This is a genomic window from Burkholderia sp. GW821-FHT14F03, from assembly GCF_058803765.1.
The window spans coordinates 1-25,452 of the sequence record NZ_JBXAPG010000018.1 but is presented as its reverse complement, the minus strand read 5'-3'; the positions used below and the strand labels follow the sequence as shown (position 1 = coordinate 25,452).

Here is a 25,452-nt window from a genome sequence, read left to right as displayed (position 1 = left end):
CGATGGCGCGAACCGTCCACGTGATCGGCGCGGGCCTGGCGGGCCTCGCGGCCGCCGTCGCCGCCCAGCGGCGCGGCCACCGCGTGGTGCTGCACGAGGCCGCCGCGCAGGCCGGCGGACGGTGCCGCTCGTATTTCGACCGCACGCTCAACGCGACGCTCGACACGGGCAATCATCTGCTGCTGTCCGGGCACGCGGCGACGCTCCACTACCTGCGCACGATCGGCGCTGCCGACCAGCTGGTCGGCCCGGCGCTGCCCGAGTATCCGTTCGCGGATCTGGTCGCGCGGCAACGCTGGCTGCTGAAGCTCAGCTCCGGTCCGCTCCCGACCTGGATCTTCGACGCGAGCCAGCGCGTGCCCGGCACGACGGCCGCCGACTACCTGTCGCTGCTGCCGCTGCTGCTGGCGCGCCCGGGCCGCACGCTCGCGCAGACCATGCGCTGCGACGGCGTGCTGTGGGATCGCTTCCTGCGGCCGTTCCTGCTCGCGCAGCTCAACGTCGAGCCGCGTCACGCCACCGCCGAGCTGGCGGCCGCGCTGGTGCGCGGCTCGCTGTTCGCTGGCGGGCAGGCGTGCCGGCCGCTCGTCGCGCGCCACGGGCTCGGCAGCGCATTCGTCGATCCCGCGCTGCGGCTGTTGCAGCATGACGGCGCGACGATCCGGCTCGGCGCGGGGGTGCGCGAGCTGGCGTTCTCCGCGGCCGGCGACCGGCTGGAGGCGCTGGTGTTCGACGGCGAACGGGTCGCGCTCGACGCCGGCGACGCGGCGGTGCTCGCGGTGTCGCCCGCGGTCGCGCGTGCGCTCGTGCCGGGGCTCGTCGTGCCCGACGCGTTCAACGCGACGATCACCGCGCAGTTCGCGCTCGAGCGCCCGGCCGCGCTTGCGCCCGTCACCGGGCTCGTCAACGGCACGGCCGACTGGCTGTTCGCCTGCGAGGGCCGGCTGGCCGTCAGCGTGCGCGACGCCGGCCGTCTGCTCGACACGCCGGACGACGCGCTCGCGGCGCTGCTGTGGCGCGACGTGGCGCGCGCCGCCGACCTGCCGGCCGAGACGCCGCCCGCGTGGCGTCTGTCGATCGAGCGGGAGGCCGGTTTCGCGGCGGTGCCGGAACAGGAAATGAAACGTCCGGGCGTGCGTACGCGCTGGCCGAATCTCGCGCTGGCGGGAGATTGGGTCGCGACCGGCCTGCCCGCGACCGTCGAGGGCGCGATCCGCGCCGGCCAGCAGGCCGCCGACGCGCTCCAGACACCATCAGAGAGGGACCGATGAACGATCTCACGGATATGCAAGCACTGGACGCCGCCGATGCGGCGCCCGCTCCCGCCGCGCTCGACGCGGCGGTCACCCGCGCGACCGATGCGCTGCTCGCCGCGCAGAACGCGGACGGCCACTGGGTCTACGAACTCGAAGCGGATTCGACGATTCCGGCCGAATACGTGCTGCTCGTCCATTACCTCGGCGAGACGCCGAACCTCGAACTCGAACAGAAGATCGCGCGCTATCTGCGCCGGATCCAGCAGGCGGACGGCGGCTGGCCGCTGTTCACCGACGGCGCGCCGAACGTCAGCGCGAGCGTGAAGGCGTATTTCGCGCTCAAGATGATCGGCGACGACGAGGACGCCGAGCACATGCAGCGCGCGCGCCGCGCGATTCACGCGATGGGCGGCGCGGAGATGTCGAACGTGTTCACGCGGATCCAGCTCGCGCTGTTCGGCGTGGTGCCGTGGCACGCGGTGCCGATGATGCCGGCCGAGATCATGCTGCTGCCGCAGTGGTTCCCGTTCCATCTGTCGAAGGTGTCGTACTGGGCGCGCACCGTGATCGTGCCGCTCCTGGTGCTGAACGCGAAGCGCCCGGTCGCGAAGAACCCGCGCGGCGTGCGGATCGACGAGCTGTTCAGGAGCGCGCCCGTCAACACCGGCCTGCTGCCGCGCCAGCCGCACCAGAACGCGAACTGGTTCGCGTTCTTCCGGGTGGTCGACGGCGTGCTGCGCGCGGTCGACGGGCTGTTCCCGCGTTATGCGCGCGACCGCGCGATCAACCGCGCGGTCGCGTTCGTCAACGAACGCCTGAACGGCGAGGACGGCCTCGGCGCGATCTACCCGGCGATGGCCAACGCCGTGATGATGTACGCGGCGCTCGGCTACCCGGAGGACGATCCGAACCGCGCGATCGCGCGCCGTTCGATCGAGAAGCTGCTCGTGGTCGGCGAGGACGAGGCCTATTGCCAGCCGTGCCTGTCGCCCGTGTGGGACACCTCGCTCGCCGCGCACGCGCTGCTCGAGACGGGCGAGGCGCGCGCGCAGGATGCGGCCGTGCGCGGGCTGTGCTGGCTGCGTCCGCTGCAGATCCTCGACGTGCGCGGCGACTGGATCTCGCGCCGGCCGCACATACGGCCGGGCGGCTGGGCATTCCAGTATGCGAACCCGCACTACCCCGACGTCGATGACACCGCGGTGGTGGCGATGGCGATGCAGCGCGCAGCGGAACTCACCGGCTCGGACGAGGATCGCGAGGCGATCGCGCGCGCGCGCGAGTGGGTGGTCGGCATGCAGAGCAGCGACGGCGGCTGGGGCGCGTTCGAGCCGGAGAACACCCAGTACTACCTGAACAACATTCCGTTCTCGGACCACGGCGCGCTGCTCGATCCGCCGACGGCCGACGTGTCGGGCCGCTGCCTGTCGATGCTGGCGCAGCTGGGCGAGACGCCCGCGAACAGCGTGCCCGCGCAGCGCGCGCTCGACTACATGCTGAAGGAGCAGGAAGCGGACGGCAGCTGGTACGGCCGCTGGGGCATGAACTACGTCTACGGCACCTGGACCGCGCTGTGCTCGCTCAACGCGGCGGGACTCGGCCATGACGATCCGCGCGTGAAGCGCGGCGCGCAATGGCTGTTGTCGGTCCAGAACGCGGACGGCGGCTGGGGCGAGGACGGCGACAGCTACAAGCTCGACTATCGCGGCTACGAGCCCGCGGCGAGCACCTCGTCGCAGACCGCGTGGGCGCTGCTCGGGCTGATGGCCGCGGGCGAGGTCGACCATCCGGCGGTCGCGCGCGGCGTCGACTACCTGGTCGCGCAGCAGAACGCCGAAGGGCTGTGGGACGAGACGCGCTTCACCGCGACGGGCTTCCCGCGCGTGTTCTATCTGCGTTACCACGGCTACCGCAAGTTCTTCCCGCTGTGGGCGCTCGCGCGCTATCGCAACCTGAAGCGCGCCAACACCCGGCACGTGACGGTGGGGATGTAACGCGCGATGAGCCAAGCAGTCGCAGCGCCGGTGATCGCGGTTGCCGGCATGGCATTCGAGGCGCGCATCGCGCGCGGGCGCGGTGTCGAGGCCGTCTATGCGGCGCGCGCGGACCGGCTCGAACGCGCGCTCACCGACGCGACGGCGCGCGGTTGCGCGGGCATCATCAGTTTCGGCACCGCGGGCGGGCTCGCGCCCGGCCTGGAGCCGGGCACGCTGGTGATCGCCGACGCGATCGACGGGCCGTTCGGCATCGCGCCGACCGATGCCGCGTGGAGCGCGCGGCTCGCCGCGGCGCTGCACGGCACGCCGGTGCAGGCGCGTCTGCGGCGCGGCCGGCTCGCGGCGGTCGGCGCGCCGGTGGTCGATGCGGCCGGCAAGGCGTCGCTGCACCACACGAAGATGGCGCTCGCCGTCGACATGGAATCGCATATCGCCGCCGCGTTCGCGGCCGCGCGCGGCGTGCCGTTCGCGGTGTGCCGGGTGATCGTCGATCCCGCGTGGCGCACGCTGCCGCGCGCGGCCCTCGCCGGCCTGCGCGACGACGGCAGCACCGCGATCATGCCGATCCTGCGCGAACTGCTGCGCGAGCCCGCGCAGTTGCGCGGGCTGCTGCAGGTCGCCGCCGATGCGCGCGCGGCGCGCACGACGCTCGTGCAGGCGCGGCACGCGTTCGAGCAGGCGGACGCGCTGCGGATCGGCTGACGCGCGTCCCGGGGGGAATGAGGCGCGCAGGCGCGCAGGCGCGTCTGCGCGCGGCGCCCGGCCCCGCCGCATCGTTCCATCGATGGTTCGCCCTCCTCGCCTTTCTTTACGGACCGGCTGACGCCGGTTCCTCCCCGTCTTTCTCTTTTCACGTCGCCTGCCGATACGGAACGGTGCGCCTGCGCGGGCTCGGCCGGCCGCCGCCGCGCATCGATTCCGCATTCCTTCGCCGAGCCGCAGCCTTCGGCGACCTGTTCCCGCCCTCAACCCGCCGTCAGGGTTTCCCGCGATCCAATTTACGGTTGCCCGCTTTTTTGGCGTCGTAGTATCCGTTCTGACAACATATGTTTCATAATGTGTTGATTGTGATTCGTATGTTGCAATGAGTCGGATGTCAGGCGCGACACCCCGGGGATCCACTGCGGGGCATCGCCAACCCTAGCGGAGAAGCACCATGGGACGCCGTTCCTTCATGCAGTCCATCATCGCCGTCGCGTTGCTGGGCGCGGGTTTCGCCCACGCGCAGGACAAGACGCTCATCGTCGGCACCGACACCTCGTTCATGCCGTTCGAATTCCGGCAGGGCGACAGGTACGTCGGCTTCGATCTCGACCGGTGGGCGGAGATCGCCAAGAGTCAGGGCTGGAAATACCAGCTTCAGCCGATGGATTTCAGCGGTCTGATCCCGGCCCTGCAGACCCGCAATATCGACGTCGCGCTCTCGGGGATGACGATTCGCGAGGAACGCCGCAAGGCGATCGATTTTGCCGATCCGTACTACGACAGCGGCCTCGCCGCGATGGTGCAGACCGGCAATACGACGGTCCGCGCGATCCCGACGACGAAAACACGCTCGCCACGGCCTGTTTCACCATCACGGACGACGTAGTCCGCTTCGAGGTGCGCGCGCAGGGCGTGCCGCGCTTCACCCAATACGTCGCGCGCGGCGCGGCATCCTGACATCGAGAGGCATGACATGACCACCGTATTCCACCGTGCGCCGCGCGCGACGCTGCCGGTCGCCGTGGCCGGCGACGGCATCGAGATCATCGATTCGACCGGCAAGCGCTACATCGACGCCTGCGGCGGCGCAGCCGTGTCCTGTCTCGGTCACAGCCATCCGCGCGTGATCGACGCGATGCACCGGCAGGCGAGCCGGCTGCCGTACGCGCATTCGTCGTTCTTCACGACGGAGGCGGCCGAAGCGCTCGCGGATCATCTCATCGGGGCCGCGCCCGCCGGGCTCGAACACGTGTATTTCGTCTCGGGCGGCTCGGAGGCGATCGAAGCGTCGTTGAAGCTGGCGCGCCAGTATTTCGTCGAGATCGGCGAACCCGCGCGCCGCCATTTCATCGCGCGCCGGCAGAGTTACCACGGCAACACGCTCGGCGCGCTCGCGATCGGCGGCAATGCATGGCGGCGCGAGCCGTTCCTGCCGCTCCTGATCGACGCCCATCACGTGAGCCCGTGCTATGCCTATCGCGAACAACGCGAGGGCGAAACCGAGGAAGCATTCGCGCAGCGCCTCGCCGACGAGCTCGAGGACACGATCCTGTCGCTCGGGCCGGAGACGGTCGCGGCGTTCGTCGCCGAGACGGTGGTGGGCGCGACGGCGGGCGCGGTGCCGCCCGTGCGCGCCTATTTCCGCAAGATCCGCGCGGTGTGCGACAAGTACGGCGTGCTGCTGATCCTCGATGAAATCATGGCGGGCATGGGCCGCACCGGCTATTTGTTCGCCTGCGAGGAAGACGGCGTCGCGCCCGATATCCTGACGATCGCGAAGGGCCTCGGCGCGGGCTATCAGCCGATCGGCGCCGCGCTCGTCAGCGCGCGGATCTACGCGGCGATCGTCGGCGGTTCCGGTTTCTTCCAGCATGGCCACACCTATATCGGCCACGCGACCGCCTGCGCGGCGGCGCTCGAGGTGCAGCGCGTGATCGCCGACGAGCGCCTGCTCGACAACGTCAAGGTACGCGGCGAGCAGCTGCGCGCCGCGCTGGACGCGCGCTTCGCCGGGTGCGGGCAGGTCGGCGACGTGCGCGGGCGCGGCCTGTTCGTCGGCGTCGAATTCGTGCGCGACCGGGCCGCGAAGACGCCGTTCGATCCGGCCCGCCGGCTGCATGCGCAGATCCGGCGCGAGGCGATGCAGCGCGGCTTGATGGTGTATCCGATGGGCGGCACGGTCGACGGCCGTTTGGGCGATCATGTGCTGCTCGCGCCGCCGTTCATCTGCACCGCGCGCGATATCGACACGATCGTCGAACGTTTCGGCGAGGCGGTCGATGCGGCGCTGGCGGCGAGCCATTGACCCAACCCCCGACTTCACAGGCCCACGTCACCATGACCTCGCGACTTCCCTCTTTCGATCCCGCCGCCGCGACCGATGCGCAGCGCACGGTGCTGCACGACATCCTGAACGGTCCGCGCGGCAACCTGAACGGCCCGTTCCTCGGCTGGATCCACAGCCCGGAACTGGCGCAGCACGCGCAACGGCTCGGGGCCTTCTGCCGCTACCAGACCGGTTTGCCGCTGCGCCTGTCGGAACTGGCGATCCTCGTCACGGCGGCGCGCTGGCGCTCGCAGGCCGAGTGGCACATCCACCTGCCGATCGCGCTCGACGCGGGCGTGCCCGCCGCGACCGCGGAGGCGCTGCGCACCGGCGCCCGGCCCGTCTGCGACGATCCGGCGGACGCGCTGATCGTGCGCTTCGCGAGCGAGCTGTACGACACGCAGCGCGTCTCCGACGCGACCTATCGCGAGGCGGTCGGGCGCTTCGGGGCGACGGTCGTCGTGAACCTGGTGGGCTTGCTGGGCTACTACGCGCTGGTCTCGATGACGCTGAACGTGTTCGAGATGCGGGCGGAGGGGCAAACGGCGCTGCCGTTCGCGGAATGACGCGCCGGCCGGCGCCGCATCGGGCGCCGGCCGGGCTTGGGACTCAGCGGGCCGCGGGCGCGCTGGCGGGCGCGGGCGCACTCGCCGGCACCGGCGCGCTGGCCGGCGCGGGTGCATCGCCCGGATCCTGGTACTGCGGCAGGCCGGCCGGCTCGGCCGATTTGCCCGCTGCGGGCGCGTCGTGGCCCGTATCATCGCCCGGATCGCCGTAGTCGGGCAGCGCGCCCTGCGACGACGCCTCGGCGCCCTTGTAGGTCAGCGAGCGGCGCTGCTGCGTATACGCATCGCGAACGAACGAGTACTTGTCGAGCGCCGCCTGTTGCAGCAGGTCGGTCGCGCCGAGCATGTCCGAGCGCGCGCTGATGAACTGCGCGATATACATCGGGTTGCGCGCGGCGGGCTCGATGTAGTTCAGCAGGTTGAAGCGCACGTCCACCGCGCGGCCGACGCCGTCGCGGAACGAGCTGGGCCCGAAGATCGGCAGCACCAGATACGGGCCGGCCGGCACGCCCCAGCGCGCCATCGTGAGCCCGAAGTCCTGGTGATGCTTGGGCAGGCCGGCCGGGGTCGCGATGTCGAACAGCCCGGCCACCCCGAACAGCGAGTTGATCACGACCCGCATCACGTCTTCCGTCGCATCGGTGATCCGCAGCTGCAGCAGGTTGTTCGCGATGTTGCCGAGGTCGCCGAGGTTCGAGAAGAAATTGCTGACGGCCGAGCGCACCGGCGTCGGCGTCACTTTCTGATAGCCCTTCGCGATCGGCACCGCGATCGCCTGATCGACCGTGTCGTTGAACGTGAAGATCGCGCGGTTCATCGGTTCGAGCGGGTCGCCCGGGTGCCGCTCGGGGCCGGTGGCGCAGCCACCGAGGAACGCGCTGGCGGCGAGCAGCGCCGTCGTCGTGATACGCAGCTTATTCATCGATACCTTGTGGGGGTTGATTCGTCGCACGCGCCGCGCGCGGCTTGCCCATCAGCACGGGCTGGAAGACCACGGCGCCGATCAGCGTGCAGGTGAGCGCGAGCGCGAGCAGCTTGCCCATGCTGGCGGTGCCCGGATGATGCGACAGCCACAGGCTGCCGAATGCGGTGGCCGTGGTCGCGGCGCTGTACAGCACCGCGTGCGTGAGGCTCGATTGCAGGAGGCCGGTCTGGCCCGCGCGCCATGCCATCACGAAGTAGACCTTGAACGCCACGCCGACGCCGAGCATCAGCGGCAGCGCGATGATGTTCGCGAAGTTGAGCGACATCCCGAACACGACGCACAGCTCGAGCGTGACCACGCCGGACACGAGCAGCGGCACGAGCGTGCGCAGCACGTCGCCGAAGCGGCGCAGCGTGATCCACAGCAGGATCGTGATCGACAGCACCGACAGCGCGGCCGCCTGCAGGAACGCCTTGATGATCGTGTCGGCCGAATGCAGGATCGAGATCGGGCCGCCGATCGCGCCCGGATCGGCGGCCTTCACCGCCTTCGCGAAGCGGCGCAGCACCGCGTCGTCGCCGGGATTCGCGCCGGCCGGGATCTTCGGCGAGATCTGCACGAGCGCGTGGCCGTCCGGCGCGATCCAGTCGCGCACCAGTTGCGGCGGCAGCGTGTCGCGCGTGATCGTTTCGGGTCGCAGCAGTTGCGTGAGCTGCGCGAGCGCGATGCGCAGCGAGTCGCCGAACGCGTGTTCCGCGCGGTCGCGCGTTGCGCTGTCGGCGGCCGCGAGCTTCGCGAGCGATTCGGACAGGTGCTTGGCCGCGGCCGCGCCCGGGCCCGGGTGATCTTCCGCCGCATAGTCGAGCAGGCTCGACGTGCGCTTGAGCGCGGCGACCCGCTGCGCGTCGCCGGCCGGCGCGGCCGGCTGCTGGGTCAGCGCGGGCAGCAGCGCGGCCGCGACGGGCGCGACCAGCGCGAGCTTGGCCGGCTGGTCGGCCGGGATGAAGGTATTGAGCGTGGTCGTGCGGCCGACCTCGGGCAGCGCGGCGAGGCGGCTCGCGGCCGCTTCGCCGGCGGCGAGCGAGGGCGCGAGCAGCGCGACGTCGTTGATCGACGCTTCCGGCGAATCCTTGAGCGCGAGCAGCGTCGCCATCGATTCGCTCTTCGGGTCCTTCAGGTGCAGCGGATTGAAGTCGAAATGCAGCTGCGTGAGGAGCGGCAGCGCGCCGACCACGACCACCAGCGTGCCGATCAGGATCGGCTTGCGGTGGTGGTCGAGGTAGTCGTCGATGGGGGCGAGGCGCGGGAACCCCGGCGCGATGCGCTCGCCGGGCGGGGCGAGCAGCTTGAGCAGCGCGGGCAGCAGCGTGAGCGTCGTGGCGTAGGCGACGAACATGCCGACGCCCGCGATCAGGCCCAGTTCCGACACGCCGCGGTAGGCGGTCGGCAGGAACGAGAAGAAGCTGGCGGCGACGGCCGCCGTCGCGAGCGACAGCGGCATGCCCATCGCATGCGCGGCGCCGAGCAGCGCGTGGTCGAGGTTCGCGTCGTGATGCCGCTCCTCGCGGTACTTGACGCCGTACTGGATCGCGAAATCGACGCCGAGGCCGACGAACAGCACCATGAACGCGACCGAGATCATGTTCAGCGAGCCGACCATCATCAGGCCGAGCGCGGCCGTGACGACGAGGCCGACCGCGAGCGTCGCGAGCACCGCGCCGATCATCCGCTTCGAGCGCAGCGCGAGCCACAGGATCACCAGCACGACCACCAGCGTGGCGATGCCGTTGACGGCCGCGCCGTCCTGCACCGACGCGAACTCCTCGTCGGCGAGCGGCTGCTCGCCCGTCAGGCGCACGACGGCGCCGTAACGCTGGCCGAGGTCGAGCGTGCGCGCAACCTCGCGGATGGTCTGCGAGGTCTGCTCGCCCGCCTTCAGCGCCTGGTAGTCGACCATCGGCTGCACGGTCACGAATGCGCGCGCGGGCTGGCGCGCCGCGTCGGAATCGACCAGCGCGCGCCACGAGAACGCGGCGGGGCGGCCGGCCAGCACGTCGTCGACGGTGGCCGCGCTGCGCGACAGCAGCTTGGCCATCGACGGCAGCTTGACCTGCCCGGATTGCAGCGGCAGCCCGAGCGTCGTGGCCAGCGTGGTCGCGAGCCCGGTGATGCTCGGATCCTTCGCGAGCACGTTGATCAGCGGGCGCGCGCTGGCGAGCTGCGCCGTGGTGTCCGCGAGTTCGGACGTCGGCAGGAACAGCAGGCCGTTGCGCTCGAACAGCGGGCCGCCCGCCGGCTCGGACACCTGGCCGATCCTGCCGGCCTCGGTTTCCTTCGCGAGGCCGGCCGCGAGTGCATTGGCCGCGGCGCTCGCGAATTCGGGCGCGGGCGCCTCGACGACCGCGAGGATGGTCTGGCCCCGTTGTGGGAACGCGGTGTCCATCGCTGAACCGAGCGCGGACCACTCGGCGTCGGTCTCGATCAGCTTGCTGACGTCGGTGTTGATGCGGAAGTGATGAGCGACGTAGACGCCGCTTAGCGCGGCGATGACCAGCGACAGCACGACGACCCGGATGGGGCGGCGGACTGACCAGGCGACGAGTTGGACGAGCAGGGATGTCAGCATGGGGACGACTGGCTGGCGTGGAGGCACGGGCAAAACGGCAAGTATACCGGCGAGCCGGTTTCGGAGTGGCGCGGATCCGTCGGGCCCCGGGAGGCGGCCGCACGGGCGAGGCGGGGCGCCGGCGGGCCGGCATTCGTTCCCGGCGCGCGGCCAATGCGGGGCGCCCCCGCGCAATATCTCCGCCCGCCCATTAATTCCGGCTAATTGACCGCTGAGTGTTAAGAAAATGACTTAAGGCGTGGTCCTATTTTCAGCATGGAAATAGTCAAATTCGATCTGGCGGGCGATGGATCGAAAGATAATAAGTCAGTTGGAACTGTGATTTGCCGAACATAGCGTTCGGAGTCCTTATGCTAAATTGTGCATGACATTTACCACATTAAATGCGCGCGATTTACCACATTAAAGCGGGCCGCCGCTGGAACGGCGCGAGGTGAAATCGGGCAGACGTGGGGAGGCGCGGGCAGACGTGGGGAGGCGCAGCGGTGCGTATTGGATAGATCGGCATCGGAGTGATGGCGACAAGGGCAATCTCATGATGCAAGTTGCGTTTCTTTTTCCGGGGCAGGGGGCGTTCCATGCCGGGGCGAGCCGTGCGGTGGCGCAGGTCTGTCCATCCGCACGGCAGGCGCTGCTGGCGATCGACGCCGTGGCGGCGCGGCGGCTCGGCCGTCCGCTGCTCGACGCGCTGTGGGACGAGCGGTGCGGCGTCGAGCGCTTTCTCGCGGAGGCGCCCGACCTGCTGCAACTGGCCATCTACGCGGCGTCCGTGGCCCGCTTCGAGGCCCTGTGCGCACGCGGCGTCCGGCCGGACGTGATGATGGGGCATAGCTTCGGCGAGATCGCCGCACTCGTGTGCGGCGGCGCCTATACGGTCGAGCAAGGCGCCGAAATCGTCTGCGACCGGATCGCGTCGCTGCAGGCGGCCGCGCCGCGCGACGGCGTGATGGCCGCGGTCGCCGCGGCGCCGGAACGGGTGCGCGCGCATCTGGCCGCGCGCTTCCCGGGCGGCGACGCGGGCGTGCGGATCGCCGTCGAGAATCACGTGTCGCAGACCGTGGTCTCGGGGCCGCGCGACGCCGTCCAGGCATTCATTGCCTATTGCACGGCCGAGGGGGTCTCCGCGCAGCGGCTCAATTCGCCCTATGCGTTCCACCATTCCCATCTTGAAAATGCGCGGGGTGAATTCGGGAGACGACTGCGGGTATATATAAAAAATCCATTCAAGTACCGCATATATTCTCCGATACTCAATCGCTTCTATACGGATTCCGATGATCTGGCCGAATCCCTGGCCGGGCATTTTGTCATGCCGGTTTATTTTCGGGACGGCGTGGCCCATCTGAAAACGGCCGGCGTGCGCGTGTTTGTCGAATGCGGCGCGCTGAACGCGCTGAGCAGGATCGTCGTGCGCGTGGCGGGGCCGGGCGCGGTCCGGACCTTCGCGGGTGCGACGGGGGTGCATGAAGAGTTGGACGCAGTTGAGCGAGTTTGTGAATATTTTAAAGGGGAAAGGGCCATGAACGACGATATTCGCGCAAGCAACCTGAATCTGGAGTTCGACGAATTCTGGCGCCACAGCGGCCCGGGGATCGTGGACAAGATCAAGGACGAGCTGCAGCGTTTCTTCACCGCGCGCAGCCTGACGGCCGCGCCCGCGCCGCATCTGCCCGGCATCGGCGCCGGCGTGGCCTTGGCGCCGTCCGACGCGGTGCGTGCGGCGGTCATGTCGCCCACTCCCGTTCCCGTTCCCGTCTCCGTCGCGGCCGAGCCCACCCGCCTCGTGCCGCGCGACCAGCTGTTCGCCGAACTGGTCGCGATCTACGCGGAAGCAATGGAGTACCCGACCGAAGTGTTCAGCGAAACCGTCGAGCTGGAGGCGGAATTGGGGATCGACTCCGTCAAGCAGACCGAGATCATCCAGCGGATCAGCGGCCGCTATGGGCTGCCGCCGCTGCCCGCCAATTTCCGCACCGGCGACTTCAAGGCGATGGGGCAGATCGTCGATTTCGTCTACGAGCATCAGGGCACGGCGGCGCTCGTCGCGGGTTGAGCACGTGCCGATAGAGCACGGCGAGTAGAGAAGACGATCGAATTTGTCTATCGGTCAGGTTCGAATGTTTGGGTATCCTAAGGTCTGCGATTTATGTCGAACGCCTATTTGAAAGGGAAGCGGGTTCTGGTCACGGGCGGCGCGAAGAACGTCGGCAAGGCGATCTGCCGGCGCTTCGCGGAAGCCGGAGCCGATGTCATCGTCAATTTCTTTCATTCGCTGGATGCGTCCAGGCAAACCGTGGAAGAGCTGCGCGCGCTGGGCGTGACGGTCGACGTGATGCGCGCGTCGGTGGCGCAGCCCGCGCAGGTCGATCGGATGTTCGACGAAATCGAGGCGAAGTATGGGCGGCTCGACATTCTCGTCAACAACGCGGCGTCCGGCGCGCTGCTCGGCGTGGACGACATCGCGGCCGAGCACTTCGACCGCGCGCTCGACACCAACCTGAAGGGCGCGTTCTGGTGCGCGCGGCGCGCGGCGCGGCTGATGGCGCGCGCGGGCGGCGGGGCGATCGTCAATGTGTCGTCGGTCGGGTCGACGCTCGTGCCCGCGAACTACCTGGTGGTCGGCACCGCGAAGGCGGCGCTCGAATCGCTGACGCGCTATCTCGCGGTCGAGTATGCGGAACTCGGCATCCGGGTGAACGGCGCGTCGTCGACGCTGATCGACGGCGATGTTGCCGCGCAGTTCCCGGATCCGGACAACACGAAGCGGTCGAGCATCGCCGCGACGCCGCTTGGCCGGCTCGCGACCGCCGAGGATCTCGCCGACGTCGTGCTGTTCCTCGCGTCCGACGCCGCGCGCTGGGTCACGGGGCAGGTCGTGGTGGCCGATGGCGGGCTGTCGCTGTGCAGCGAGGGCTTGTCGCCGCGGCGCGAATGGGCGAAGGCGGCGGCCGGGTCCGGCGCGAACGTGCACCGGGCGAATGGGTCTTCGGCTGCTTCGGCTGCTTCGGCTGCTTCGGCTGCTTCGGCTGCTTCGGCTGCTTCGGCTGCTTCGGCTGCTTCGGCTGCCCAGGGAACCCAGGGAACCCAGGGAACCCAGGGAACCCAGGGAACCCAGGGAACCCAGGGAACCCAGGGAACCCAGGGAACCCGGGCAACCCAGGCAACCCAGGCAACCCAGGGAACCCGGGCAACCCGGGCAACCCGGGCCGAGCCCGTCATCGCGGGCAATCCGCCGCCCGCCGCGAATGCCGCCGCGCCCTCTCCGGGCGTCGCCGTGCCCGCCGCACACGACACCCCAGACGACGGCGACGCGATCGCCGTCGTCGGCATGGGGCTCGCGCTGCCCGGCGCCAACGATCCGCAAGCCTTCTGGCAGGCGCTGCTCGACGGCCCCGAACTGTTCGGCAACGTGCCGCCCGATCGTTGGGACTACCGGTCGTTCTATTCGCCCGATCCGGCGGCGGAGGACAAGAGCTATCAATCCCGTTCGGTGTTCATCGAGCGCTTCGCGCCGGAAGCGGCGCTGCGCGCGGAACTCGACGCGGGCGCCGCGCCGCGCGAACTGACCACGCTGTGGCTGCGCCACGCGCTGCGCCAGGCGCTCGCGGGCGTGCGGATCCGCGTCGGCGACCGCGCGTCGTTCGTGGTCGGCTATACGGCGGACGGCAGCCAGCATCTGGAAGAAGGCATGGTGCTGGCAGGCTTGCGCGAGCGCCTGCGCGCGGTGCTGGACGACGAGGATGCGACGCCGGCCGAGCGTGCGGACCTCGCCGCGCGGATCGACGCGGTGCTGCGCACGCGCTACGCGCGCGGCGCCGGCGAGCTGGCCGAATTCTTCCCGCACCGGGTCGGCGCGAACGCGATGCGCGGCGTGCTGCCCGACGATGCGGAATACATGATGGTCGACACCGCGTGTTCGTCGTCGCTGTATTCGGTGGACCTCGGCATCAAGGGCCTGTTGCTCGGCAAGCACGACGTGGTCGCCTGCGGCGGCGCGTTCGCGCTCGCGCCGCGCGGCTCGATCCTGTTCTCGAAGCTGCACGGTCTGTCGCGCAGCGGCGAAGTGCGGCCGCTCGACGCCGCCTGCGACGGCGTGCTGTTCGCCGACGGCGCGGGCGTCGTGATCCTCAAGCGGCTCAAGCGCGCGCTCGCCGACGGCGATCGCGTGCTGGGCGTGCTGAAGGGCTTCGGTTCGTCGTCCGACGGCAAGGGCAAGGCCATCTACGCGCCGAATTCGGCCGGCCAGAGCATCGCGATCCGCCGCGCGTACGAGCCGGCCGAGGCCGGTCGGGATCTGCCCGATTGGGTCGTCGCGCATGCGACCGGCACGCCCGCCGGCGATCTCGCCGAATTCCAGAGCCTGCGCGAGATGATCCGGCGCGATCGCCCGGTGCAGGTCACGTCGAACAAGTCGCTGGTCGGCCATACCGGCTGGGCGGCGGGCGTGGTGTCGCTGATCCAGGTGCTGCTCGCGCTCGAACACGGCCGGATTCCGCCGCAACACCGCTTCAGCGCGCCGCCGCGCGAGTTCGAACTGGAGACGAGCGGCTTCACGATTCCGCGCGCGCCCGTCGACTGGCCGCCGCGCGCGGACAGCCCGCGCGTCGCGGCCGTGTCGGGCTTCGGCTTCGGCGGCACCAACGGCCACCTGATCGTCAGCGAATACCGGCCTGACCTGCCGATGGCCGTGCGCGCCGCGCCGGCGCGGCGCGAACCGCTCGCGATCGTCGCGTGGTCAGCCAAGTTCCCGGGCCTCGACGACGACGCGGCGGTCACGCGCTGGCTCGCGGGCGAGGGCCCCGCGCCGCGCGCGAGCTTCGGCCTCAGCTATCCGCTGCCCGGTTTCGACCGGGTGCGGATGCCGCCCGCCGTGCTGCGCGCGCTGGACCGCTGTCAGCTGATGGCGCTCGATGCGGCGCATGAGCTGCGCGAGCGGGTCGCGGCTTTCTGGCGCGACCATGCGGATACGATCGGCATCGTGATGGGCCACATGGGCCCGACCCGCAATGCGGCGCTCTATGCGAGCCGCTGCTATCTCGACGACATCGCGACCGCACTGCGCGCCGATCCGCGCACGGCGGCGCAGCCGAGGCTCGACGCGCTGCTCGGGCGGCTCGCCGACGCGACCCGCGCGCTCGTGCCGCCCACCACCGAGAACGCGTTCCCCGGCATGATGCCGAACGTGATCCCGGCGCGCGTCGCGAACTATCACGACCTGCACGGGATGAACATGACGGTCGACGCCGGCCATGCGTCGACGCTTGCCGCATTCGAGGTGGCCGCGCGCGTGCTGCGCAGCGGCGAACTCGACATGGTGCTGGTCGGCGGGATCAACGGCAATTCGGCGGAGGAGGTGCAGCCCGCATTCGATCGGCCGCTGGCCGAGGGCGTCGTGCTGTTCGCCGTGACGACCGGGGCGCGGGCAGAAGCAGCCGGGCTGCCGGTGCTCGCGTGGGTCGACAGCGAGACGTCCGCCGGGGTCGGTGCCCGGCCCGCGCTGCGCGACGCCGACGGGCGCACCGTCACGTATGCGGGCGCGGAGGCGGCGCTTGCGATCCTGCGCGCGCTGGTCGGCACGGAGCCGGCCGCGTCGGTGTCGTTCGGCAACGACGGCGACCGGACCCGGTTCGGCGTGCGGCTCGACCGGCACGCGCCGCCCGCCGCGGGCTTCGCGTCGGCCGCGCGTGCCGATGCGTCGACGTCTTTCGCGCCGCCGACCGTCAAGCCCACCCCGACTCCGCCGCTGCCTGCCGGCGTCGAACCGGCGCGCAGCCCGCTGCCCGCCGCGCTGCGCGCGACGGCGGTCGCGGCCGACGGCGAGCCGCTCGGCGTGACGCGCTATCGGATCGATCTGTGCGATGCGCCGTGGCACGCGGGCGCGGGCCCGATCGCCTTCCTGCCGCCCGCCTGCGTGGTCGTCACCGACGCCCCCGAGCTGCTCGACGGCCTGCCGATGCCCGCGGACCTGGTTGTGCTGTCGACGCGTCCCGGCTCGCTGCCGGGCGTGCGGTTGTACGTCGTCGCGCCGCGCGACGAGCGCGCCCTGGCGGGCCTGCTGCCCGCCGGCGCGCGCCACGTGCGCGTGCTGTCGTCACTGGGGGCGAGCCGACTGCCGGCCGGCCGGGCGGCCCCGCCCGCGCCGGAGCGGCTCGCCTTGCACGATCTCGCGTTCCTCGCGCTCAAGCAGTGCTACGACGACGTCGCCGCGGAAGGGTCGTGTCTCGCGCTGCTGCTCGATGCGACGACCGAGGGCGTGCTGCATCCCGATGCGGGGATGTTCTCCGGGCTCGTGAAGGCGCTCGCGATCGAGCTGCCGAATGCGCGCGCGCTGGCCGTGTTCACCGATCGCGGCGATCCGCGCGGCGCGATCGCGCAGGCGGAGCACGAGAGCGGCGCGCGTCAGCTGCTGCCGGTGGTCGTGCTCGACGGCGCGCGCCGCCTGACACCGCGCGTGACCGAGGAGGCCGGCGCGCTGCCGGCCGACGGCCTCGCCCGGCTCGGCCCCGATTCGGTGGTGGTCGCGGTCGGCGGGGCGCGCGGGATCACGGCCGAACTGATGAAGGCGGTCGCCCAGCACTTTCGGCCCACGCTGTACCTGATCGGCAGCAGCGCGCTCGACGCCTACGGGCCCGACGTGTTCGCGGGCAGCGACGAGGCGTTCGCGCGCCGTCGTCCCGACTACATCCGCGAACAGAAGGCGCGCCATCCGTCGCTGCCGCTGCCCGTCATCATCAAGGCGTTCGAGCGCCAGGTGGAGGCCCGCGCCGCGCGTCGCAATCTCGACGTGATGAAGTCCTACTGCGGGCCGCACAAGGTGCGCTACCTGCGCGCCGACGTGCTCGACGCGGACAGCGTGCGCGCGGCCGTGCAGCGGATCGTCGCGGGCGGGCAGCCGGTGGATCTCGTCGTCAACGCGGCGGGGCTCAACCGCTCCGCCTCGGTGCAGGTCAAGTCGTTCGACGATTTCGTCGCGGTCCGCGACATCAAGATCCGCGGCTACTGGAACCTGCGCGACGCGTTCGCCGATGCGCCGCCGCGCGCCTGGTGCAATTTCGGCTCGTTCATCGGGCTGACCGGGCAGGCGGGCGAAACCGACTACGCGGCCGGCAACGATTTCCTGAACACGCAGGCGAGCGACCGGCATGCGCGGCTCGGCCAGGATGAATTCACGATCGGCTGGACCCTGTGGCGCTCGGTCGGCCTGGGCGCGAATCCGGTCACGCGCGCGTTCCTCGAGAAAAGCGGCCTGTTCACGAGCATGCGGACAGCGGAGGGCATCCATCACTTCCTGCGCGAGATCAACCTCGCCGGGCGTGCGCCGAATTCGGTGCACCTCGGCGCGGCCGAGCGGCGCGCGATCGACGCGCATCTGCCCGCGTTCTTCGAGCCGAACGCGCCCGCCCACGCGCAGCCGGGCCGGCACGATTTCTACCTGGGCCGCGAAGTGGCGCGCAGCGACGACAGCGTGACCTTCGAACGGATCTTCGACCTGCGGACCGACGCCTATCTGCAGCACCATGTCGTCAACCGCTTCGCGACGCTGCCCGGCACCTTCGTGCCGGAGCTGGCCGCCGAGGCCGCGCTGCGGCTCGCGCCGGGATTGCACGTGGTGGGCTTCCGCAACGCGTCGTTCCGGCACTTCCTGCGCGTCTACGACACCACGCGGCCGAGCGCGAAGCGGATTCACGCGCGGCTCGCGGGCCGCGACGGCGATGCGCTCGTGGTGGCGGTGCGGATCACGGGCGACGTGCTCGCGCCGACCGGCCAGGTGCTCGTGCGCGACAAGCTGCACTTCGAGATCGACGCGCTGCTCGCGCCGCACCATGCGCGTGCGCCGCTGTGGCCCGCGCAGGCCGACGACGCGTGGCAGCCGGTGCCCGATCCCTATCACTTCGCTGCGGCGCCCGTGCGGCTCAGCGGGCCGTTCGTGTCGACCACTGACACGGGCGTCGGCGCGGCGGGCAAGACCGCGCGCTACCAGCTGAACGTGGCGCCCGACGATCCGGTGTTCTCGCGCTTCGCGATCCCGAGCATCCTGCTCGACGGGCTCGCGCGCGTCGCGGTGCTGAACCCGGTCGGCGGCGACTACATTCCGCTCGCCGCGCCGGTGTCGATCGGCCGCATCGATCTGTACGAGGACGGCAACGACATCGAGCTGGCGCACCGCTACGCGCGCATCGACCTGTCGGCGACGCCGCGCGAGTTCGCGCTGGAGGGCGGCCACGGCGGCAATCGCTTCGTGGCGGCGCGTCCCGACGGCCGGATGCTGATGCAGATGCAGGACGTGACGGGCGTCGTGATCGGCTACGTGCACCGCGTGACGGGCATCTACGCGACCCGCGCCGAAGTCGAGGCGGTGGTGGCGGCGGCGGCCGAGCGGGTCGTCGCATGAGCCGGCCGCGCCTCGCCCCCGGTCCGCGCGGCAGCCTGTTGATGGGCAATCTGGCCGAGTACAAGCACAACCCGATCACGATGCTGCTGCGGCTGCAGCAGCAGTACGGCGATGTCGTGCGCAACCGGCTCGGGCCGTTCCTCACGCATGCGCTCGCGCATCCCGAGCACGTGCAGCACGTGCTGCAGGACAATCACCGCAACTACGTGCGCGGCCGCTTCTACGACAACTTCAAGCTGTTCTTCGGCGACGGCCTGCTGACGACCGACGGCGAGTTCTGGCGCCGCCACCGGCGCGCGGTGCAGCCGTTGTTCCACAAGAAGCAGGTGGAGGCGCACGCGGCGGCGGTCGGCGATGCGGCGCTCGCGCTCGCGAACCGCTGGAGCGCGCTGCCGCCCGGCGAATCGGTCGACGTGGTCGAGGACATGATGCACCTGAGCCTGCGCATGCTCGGCCTCATGGTGTTCAACACCGACATCTCGACGCACGCGGAGCAGGTGGGGCCGGCGGTGCGCTTCGGCATCCAGGCGATGATGCCGCAGGGCAACCTGAACGACTTCATTCCGCGTTGGGCGCCGACGCGGTTCAATCGCCGCATCGCGCTCGCGCGGCGCGGCATCGATTCGATCGTCGCGCGCATCATCGCCGATCATCGCGAGGCGCGCTGCGAGGCGAGCGACGTGATCTCGCTGCTGCTCAACGCGCGCGACCCGGACACCGACGTGCCGTTCACGCAGCAGGAGGTGCACGACGAGGTGATGACGGTGTTCCTCGCCGGCCACGAGACGACGGGCACCGGTCTCGCCTGGGCGCTGTACGCGCTCGCGCAGCATCCGGCCGTGCTGCGCAATCTGCGCGACGAGCTGGATGCGCGGCTCGGCGGCCGCGCGCCCGGTGCGCAGGACTTCGAGCAGCTGCCGTACCTGTCGCAGGTGGTCGACGAGGTGCTGCGCGTCTATCCGCCGATCTGGGGCTTCACGCGCGACCTCGTCGACGACGACGAGATCGGCGGCTATCACATCCCGGCGGGCTCGTCGGTGTTCATGTCGCCGTACGTCACGCATCGGCATCCGGCCTTCTGGCGCAATCCCGACGCGTTCGATCCGGACAATTTCGCGAGCGGCGCGACGACCCGCCACAAGTACGTGTACTTCCCGTTCGGCGGCGGCATGCGCAAATGCATCGGGTTCCAGACCGCGCTGCTGCAGATGCGGGTGCTGGTCGCGGTGGTCGCGCAGCATTTCGATCTCAATGCGCTGCCCGGCCATCCGATCGAGCTGGGCGCGATGATTTCGCTGCGGCCCGTGCACGGCATCCGGCTCATCGTGAAGCCGCGCGAGCGGCGGCGCAGCCATCTCGAACAGGCGCGCGAGCAGGCGCTCGCGCGCGCCGCGCGGCCCGACGCCGGGTCGCCGGCGGACCGTGCCCGGCCCGCCGATCCGGCCGCCGCGCCGCCGCTGCCGGCGCCGCCGTCCGCGCCGCGCCCCGCGACCGTGCCGGCGTGGCGCTACACCTGGCAGCCGGCGCCCGTCGAGCTGCCCCCCGAAAGCCCGTCGCCGCGCCTGAGCGGGCGGCGGATCGCGATCGTCAACGGGCGCGCCAGCACGGTCGAGCGGGTCGCGGCGGCGCTCGCGCGCACCTGCGCGAAGGTCACGGTGTTCGCGCCCGAGCACGGCGTTGATCCGGCCGCCGCCGCCAAGGTGCTGGTCCACGCGGCCGGGCCGTTCGACGGGATCGTCGACCTGGGCGTCGAGGCGCCGTTCGCGCTCGACGCGGCCGACGCCTGGGAAGCGCCGATGCGGCGCAGCGTCGCGCTGCTGCAGGCCTGCTACGCGGACTGGGCGGCCGAGGAGGACACCGAGCGCTTGTTCTATCTCGCCGTCACCTGGATCGACGGCCTGATGGGCTACGGCGACGGCGGCGCGCAGCCGCTCGGCGGCTTGTGGGCCGGCCTCGCGAAAACGCTGCCGCAGGAGCTGCCGAACTGCAACGTGCGGGTGCTCGATGTGTCCGCCGACGAGATCCGCCGGGCCGACCAGCTGATCGCGCGCGAGCTGTATCGCTGGGGGCTGTACGAGATCGGCTATCAGCAGGGCCGGCGCTACACGCTGCAGGCGCGGCGTCATGAGCTGCCGCCGCTCGCGGTCGATACCGGGCCCGCGCTGGGGCCGGGCGACGTCGTGCTGTTCTCGGGCGGCGCGCGCGGCATCGGTTTGCTGTGCGCGCGGGCGCTGGCCTCCCAGACAGGCTGCACGGTGGTCGTCACGGGCCGCGAGCCGCTGGCCGACGGCAGCGAGGCGTGGCTCGCGCTCGACGACGACGCGTTCCGCCGCTACAGCCACGATCAATTGCGGCAGGCGACGCCCGAGCAGCCGCCGAAGGTGATCCGCGATCGCCTGTTGGGCCTGAAGCGTCGCCGCGAGCTGAAGGCGGCGCTCGACGACGCGGCCGCGCGCGACCTGCCGCTGCGCTACCGGGTCTGCGACGTCACCGATCGCGGCGCGGTGCGCGCGCTGTTCGACGAATTCGGCGAGGCGCTGCGCATGGTGATCCACAACGCGGGCGTCGATCAGCCGGTGCGGCTCGCGCAGAAGCGGGCGGACGACTTCGTGCAGATCGTGCGCACCAAGGTGCTCGGCTTCGCGAACCTGTGCGAGGCGGTGCGCCAGCGGCCGCGCATCACGCAGTTCTGCAACGTCGGATCGCTGACGGGCCGCTGGGGCGGCATGACGGGCGAAACCGACTACGCGGCGGCGAACGAGGCGCTCGCGCGTCTCGGGATGTGGGCGCGCCATCGCGCGCTGCCGCCCGCATGCAGCGTGAAGACGCTGGTCTGGCCGACCTGGGAGGGCGTCGGAATGATCACGAACTTCGCGGTCACGCAGCGCTACATCACGCCGATGAGCGTCGACGAAGGCGTGCGCCACTGGCTGCGCGAGCTGGCTGCGCCGGACAGCGGCGAGGTGATGTTCATGGGCGCGGTCGGCCGCGCGCCGACGCCGCTCCAGATCAAGGGCTTCCCGGTCATCCGCGAGCTGCCGAATCTCGCCGAGCTGGTCGCGCGTCATCACCACGCGGGCGAGCCGCTGCGGTTCCGGCCGTCGAAGCGCTTCGAAACCCGCTACACGCTCGATCCGGCCGTCGTGCCCTATGCGAACGCGTTCCGGCTCGGCGGCCGCGTCGCGCTGCCCGCGTCGCTGCTGCTCGAACACGCGTGCGCGCTGGCCGACTGGGTGATGCCGCCGACGGGCGAGGCCCGTTTCCTCGGCGAGCTGGCCGACGTCGTGCTGCATCTCGACGCGCTGCCGATCGCGGCGGGGCTGGGGCAGTCCGTCACGCTGCGCAGCGCGGCGGTGGGCTACCTGATCGGCGACGTGTGGCGCGTCGACGTGCGGTGCGGCGATGCGGATACGCAGGCTGAGCTGCTGAGCGCGACGCTCGTCTACCGGCTGCAGCCGGAACAGGTCGGCGCGGTGCTCGCGCGGCCGCTCGCCGGTCCGCCCGCGCCGCTGCGCGCGGCGGACCCGCCGCTCGCGGCGTGGAACGGCGAACTGCTGCCGCCCGGCGAGTGGCACGCGCCGGGCGACGCGGCGGCGGGCATCGCGCGGCTCGGCCGCGTGCCGGCCGCCGAGCCGGGCGCGCTGTGGAACGGCCCGGTGACGCCGGCGCTGCGCCTGCCGGTGAACCATCTCGAACAGATCCTGCGCGCGCTGCTGGCGGATTGGCAGGCGCTCGCCGTGGAGCCGCCGTCGTGCTGGCGGATCGGCGCGCTGAAGCTCGCGCCGCTGCCCGCCGCGTCGGCCGACACGGTGGTCGAGTACACGACGGGCCGCTTCGCGGTGCTCGACGCGCGCGGCTACATGCTGCTGCGGCTGGACGACAGCCGCGTCGACGCCGCGACGGCGTGCGCGGACGGCGAGCTGGCCGCGCCGTTGCGCGCCTGAGCGCCGCGCGCCGCATCAAGGAACCCAGGGCAACCATGACGAACCGCGACTACAGCAAGCGTTACTGCATCATCGGCGCCGGGGCCGCCGGCATCACGACGGCCAAGAACCTGCGCGAGCAGGGGATCGAGTTCGACCTGATCGAACGCGAGGACGAGATCGGCGGCACCTGGTACTACGGCAAGCCGTGCAGCGCGATCTACCGCTCGGTGCACATGATCAGCTCGCGCGCGTTCTCCGAGTACACCGACTATCCGATGCCGGCCGACTACCCGACCTATGCGCGCGGCGATCAGGCGCTCGCCTACCTGCGCGATTACGCACGGCGCTTCGGCGTGTACGAGCACGTGGAATTCAATCGCACGGTGCTGGAGATCGCGCCGGCCGCGGACGGCGTGCTGTGGCGCGTCGAACTCGATCGCCGCGAGGTGCGCGAATACCGCGGCGTGGTCGTCTGCAACGGCCATCTGTGCAAGCCGCAGGTGCCGGATTTTCCGGGCCGGTTCGACGGCCTGCAACTGCATTCGGCGCAATACAAGACCCCCGAGGTGTTCAAGGACCGGCGGGTGCTGGTGGTCGGCGCGGGCAATTCGGGCTGCGACATCGCGGTCGAGGCCGTGCACCACGCGAAGGCGGTGTACCACAGCACGCGGCGCGGCTATTTCTACTGGCCGAAGTTCCTGTTCGGCATCCCGGCCGACCGCTGGGCCGAGTGGCCGCTCAAGCTGCGCATGCCGCTGTGGGCGCGGCGCTTCTTCGGCGAGCGGCTGCTGCGCCTGACGACGGCCGGCCAGCCCGAGGAATACGGCCTGCCGAAGCCGGACCACAAGCTGTTCGAATCGCACTTCATCATCAACTCGACGCTGTTCTACCACCTAGGACATGGCGACCTGGTCGCGAAGCCCGATGTCCGCGAGCTGAAGGGCGACCGCGTGGCGTTCGCCGACGGCAGCGAGGCGCAGGTCGACGTGATCGTCTACGCGACCGGCTTCCAACTGAGCTTTCCGTTCCTCGACGCGTCGTACCTGACGTGGGACAAGATGCAGCCGCACTTGTACCTGAACATCTTCGACGCCGCGCATCCGAACCTGTTCTTCATCGGCCTGTTCCAGACCTCGACCGGCAACTGGCCGCTGATGGACTATCAGGCCCAGCTCGTCGCGCGCTATCTGGCCGCGCGCGAGGCCGCGCCAGCGCGTGCGCGCCGCATCGACCGGCTGGTCGCGCGCGGCCGCGCCGACTCGACCGGCGGGATCCAGTTCAGCGACACGCAGCGGCATGTGATCGAACTCGAGCATTTCACGTACCGGCGCGCGCTCAAGCGGCTGATCCGCGCGCTGCCCGCGCGGCGCGCGGCCGACGTCGCGCGTCCGGCGGCCGCGCAGGGCGCGCGGGCGCGGGAGGCGTGATGAGCGCGGCGATCGTCTCCGTCGAACATGTCAGCAAGACCTACCTGATGGACAGCGTGGAGGTCGTCGGGCTCGCGGACGTGTCGGTGCGGCTCGACACGAACCGCTTCACGGTGCTGAGCGGGCCGTCCGGCAGCGGCAAGACCACGCTGCTCAATCTGATCGGCTGCATCGACCGGCCCGATCGCGGCCGCGTGACGGTGGACGGCCAGGATACGGCCGAGCTGTCGGACAACGCGCTGTCGGATTTCCGCGCACGCCGCGTCGGCCATATTTTCCAATCGTTCAATCTGCTGCCGGTGCTGTCGGCCTACGAGAACGTCGAATATCCGCTGCTGATGGCGCGGCGGCCCGCGCGCGAACGCGCCCGGCGCGTGTCCGAACTGCTCGACGCGGTAGGCCTGGGCGGCAAGGGCGCGCACCGGCCGAGCCAGCTGTCGGGCGGACAGCGGCAGCGCGTCGCGATTGCGCGCGCGCTCGCGGCCGGCCCCGCGCTCGTGCTCGCCGACGAACCGACCGCGAACCTCGACAGCGTGACCGGCCAGGCCATCATCGCGCTGATGCGTCGCATGCAGCGCGACAGCGGCGTGTCGTTCATCGTGTCGTCGCACGATCCGCAGGTGCTCGACGCGGCCGACGCCATCGTGCAGATCCGCGACGGCCGGATCATCGGCGAGCGTCGCATGACCGAGGAGGCGCAACGCTGATGCATACCTTCATGTTGGCGCTGCGCAACCTGCAGCGGAACCGGCGGCGCTCGATCACGACGCTGCTCGCGATGATCGTCGGGGTGTGCGCGATCCTGCTGTTCGGCGGCTTCAGCAAGGACATCACGCTCGGGCTGCAAACCGATTTCGTGCGGCGCAGCGGTCACCTGCAAATCCAGCGGCACGGCTATTTCCAGTACGGCAGCGGCAATTCGGTTGCCTATGGGATCCAGGACTATGCGCGGCTGATCGCGCGCCTGCGCGACGATCGGGTGCTGAGCCCGATGATCGAGGTGCTCACGCCGACGCTGCAATTCGGCGGAATCGCCGGCAATTTCGCGGCGGGCGTCTCGCGCACGGTGCTCGCCCAGGGCGCGGTGGCCGCCGACCAGAGCCGCATGCAGACCTGGAACGAGTACGGCTTCCCGCTCGCGCCGAAGCCGTACGCGCTGGCCGGCACCGCGCCCGACGCGGCGGTGGTCGGACGGGGCGTGGCGCGCGTGCTGCGCATGTGCGGCCCGCTGCACGTGCCGGACTGCGGCGACGCGGCCGCGCAGCCGGCGGCGAGCGCGGCGAGCGCGGCGAGCGCGAGCGCGGCC

Annotated in this window: 13 protein-coding genes and 1 pseudogene; 12 read left to right on the top strand and 2 right to left on the bottom strand. The window is 70.8% G+C overall.

All coding sequences use genetic code 11. The features are described from left to right. The first annotated feature begins 2 nt into the window (after window positions 1-2). The 6 genes and pseudogenes from hpnE (at window position 3) to AC1RQF_RS14170 (ending at window position 6,850) form a co-directional block, all read left to right on the top strand. A complete protein-coding gene (hpnE, locus tag AC1RQF_RS14195; RefSeq protein WP_492872294.1) occupies window positions 3-1,271 on the top strand; it encodes a hydroxysqualene dehydroxylase HpnE in 1,269 nt (422 codons plus the stop codon). Further along, window positions 1,268-3,250 carry a squalene--hopene cyclase gene (gene shc / locus AC1RQF_RS14190; protein WP_492872293.1) on the top strand — a complete coding sequence of 661 codons (1,983 nt, stop codon included), beginning with the start codon at window positions 1,268-1,270 and terminating at the stop codon, window positions 3,248-3,250. Before hpnE ends, shc begins: the two co-directional genes overlap by 4 nt. A gap of 6 nt (window positions 3,251-3,256) precedes the next feature. Next, window positions 3,257-3,955 (top strand): phosphorylase, encoded by a 699-nt coding sequence (locus tag AC1RQF_RS14185; protein WP_273997189.1) that lies wholly within the window; start codon window positions 3,257-3,259, stop codon window positions 3,953-3,955. 454 nt (window positions 3,956-4,409) lie between these two features. Beyond that, window positions 4,410-4,804, top strand: a pseudogene (locus AC1RQF_RS14180) (transporter substrate-binding domain-containing protein); the annotation flags it as partial. Window positions 4,805-4,931: 127 nt separating this feature from the next. Then, window positions 4,932-6,263, top strand: a complete 1,332-nt coding sequence (locus AC1RQF_RS14175; protein WP_273997190.1) for an aspartate aminotransferase family protein — start codon at window positions 4,932-4,934, stop codon at window positions 6,261-6,263. 32 nt (window positions 6,264-6,295) lie between these two features. After that, window positions 6,296-6,850, top strand: coding sequence for a carboxymuconolactone decarboxylase family protein (locus AC1RQF_RS14170; protein ID WP_273997191.1), 555 nt, complete (start codon window positions 6,296-6,298; stop codon window positions 6,848-6,850). Between the two features lie 43 nt (window positions 6,851-6,893). On the opposite strand, the gene AC1RQF_RS14165 is transcribed toward AC1RQF_RS14170, so the two are convergent. Together AC1RQF_RS14165 and hpnN are read right to left on the bottom strand one after the other, a co-directional pair. Continuing rightward, complete coding sequence (locus AC1RQF_RS14165) at window positions 6,894-7,772, bottom strand: MlaA family lipoprotein (RefSeq protein ID WP_492872292.1); 879 nt, start codon at window positions 7,770-7,772, stop codon at window positions 6,894-6,896. Further along, entirely contained in the window at window positions 7,765-10,401 is a 2,637-nt protein-coding gene (gene hpnN / locus AC1RQF_RS14160) for a hopanoid transporter HpnN (RefSeq protein ID WP_273997193.1), read from the bottom strand. The genes AC1RQF_RS14165 and hpnN overlap by 8 nt, the downstream gene beginning before the upstream one ends. A 535-nt stretch (window positions 10,402-10,936) precedes the next feature. On the opposite strand from hpnN, the gene AC1RQF_RS14155 reads away from it, so the two are divergent. The 6 genes from AC1RQF_RS14155 to AC1RQF_RS14130 form a co-directional block, all read left to right on the top strand. After that, window positions 10,937-12,454 carry an acyltransferase domain-containing protein gene (locus tag AC1RQF_RS14155; protein WP_492872291.1) on the top strand — a complete coding sequence of 506 codons (1,518 nt, stop codon included), beginning with the start codon at window positions 10,937-10,939 and terminating at the stop codon, window positions 12,452-12,454. A gap of 93 nt (window positions 12,455-12,547) precedes the next feature. Beyond that, window positions 12,548-18,793, top strand: a complete 6,246-nt coding sequence (locus AC1RQF_RS14150) for an SDR family oxidoreductase (protein ID WP_492872290.1) — start codon at window positions 12,548-12,550, stop codon at window positions 18,791-18,793. Further along, window positions 18,790-22,737, top strand: coding sequence for a cytochrome P450 (locus tag AC1RQF_RS14145; protein WP_273997195.1), 3,948 nt, complete (start codon window positions 18,790-18,792; stop codon window positions 22,735-22,737). Before AC1RQF_RS14150 ends, AC1RQF_RS14145 begins: the two co-directional genes overlap by 4 nt. A 35-nt stretch (window positions 22,738-22,772) precedes the next feature. Continuing rightward, window positions 22,773-24,146: a flavin-containing monooxygenase gene (locus AC1RQF_RS14140; protein WP_492872289.1), complete on the top strand. Its 1,374-nt coding sequence runs from the start codon at window positions 22,773-22,775 to the stop codon at window positions 24,144-24,146. Next, a complete protein-coding gene (locus AC1RQF_RS14135) occupies window positions 24,146-24,853 on the top strand; it encodes an ABC transporter ATP-binding protein (RefSeq protein WP_273997196.1) in 708 nt (235 codons plus the stop codon). The genes AC1RQF_RS14140 and AC1RQF_RS14135 overlap by 1 nt, the downstream gene beginning before the upstream one ends. Further along, a partial coding sequence (locus AC1RQF_RS14130) for an ABC transporter permease (protein ID WP_492872288.1) occupies window positions 24,853-25,452 on the top strand: 600 nt, incomplete at its 3' end. The genes AC1RQF_RS14135 and AC1RQF_RS14130, both read left to right, overlap by 1 nt.

Excerpts from the sequence above, each read along its gene's own strand:
- hpnE (WP_492872294.1), top strand. The coding sequence starts at position 3 with ATGGCGCGAACCGTCCACGTGATCGGCGCGGGCCTGGCGGGCCTCGCG.
- shc (WP_492872293.1), top strand. The coding sequence starts at position 1,268 with ATGAACGATCTCACGGATATGCAAGCACTGGACGCCGCCGATGCGGCG.
- AC1RQF_RS14185 (WP_273997189.1), top strand. The coding sequence starts at position 3,257 with ATGAGCCAAGCAGTCGCAGCGCCGGTGATCGCGGTTGCCGGCATGGCA.
- AC1RQF_RS14175 (WP_273997190.1), top strand. The coding sequence starts at position 4,932 with ATGACCACCGTATTCCACCGTGCGCCGCGCGCGACGCTGCCGGTCGCC.
- AC1RQF_RS14170 (WP_273997191.1), top strand. The coding sequence starts at position 6,296 with ATGACCTCGCGACTTCCCTCTTTCGATCCCGCCGCCGCGACCGATGCG.
- AC1RQF_RS14165 (WP_492872292.1), bottom strand. The coding sequence starts at position 7,772 with ATGAATAAGCTGCGTATCACGACGACGGCGCTGCTCGCCGCCAGCGCG.
- hpnN (WP_273997193.1), bottom strand. The coding sequence starts at position 10,401 with ATGCTGACATCCCTGCTCGTCCAACTCGTCGCCTGGTCAGTCCGCCGC.
- AC1RQF_RS14155 (WP_492872291.1), top strand. The coding sequence starts at position 10,937 with ATGATGCAAGTTGCGTTTCTTTTTCCGGGGCAGGGGGCGTTCCATGCC.
- AC1RQF_RS14150 (WP_492872290.1), top strand. The coding sequence starts at position 12,548 with ATGTCGAACGCCTATTTGAAAGGGAAGCGGGTTCTGGTCACGGGCGGC.
- AC1RQF_RS14145 (WP_273997195.1), top strand. The coding sequence starts at position 18,790 with ATGAGCCGGCCGCGCCTCGCCCCCGGTCCGCGCGGCAGCCTGTTGATG.
- AC1RQF_RS14140 (WP_492872289.1), top strand. The coding sequence starts at position 22,773 with ATGACGAACCGCGACTACAGCAAGCGTTACTGCATCATCGGCGCCGGG.
- AC1RQF_RS14135 (WP_273997196.1), top strand. The coding sequence starts at position 24,146 with ATGAGCGCGGCGATCGTCTCCGTCGAACATGTCAGCAAGACCTACCTG.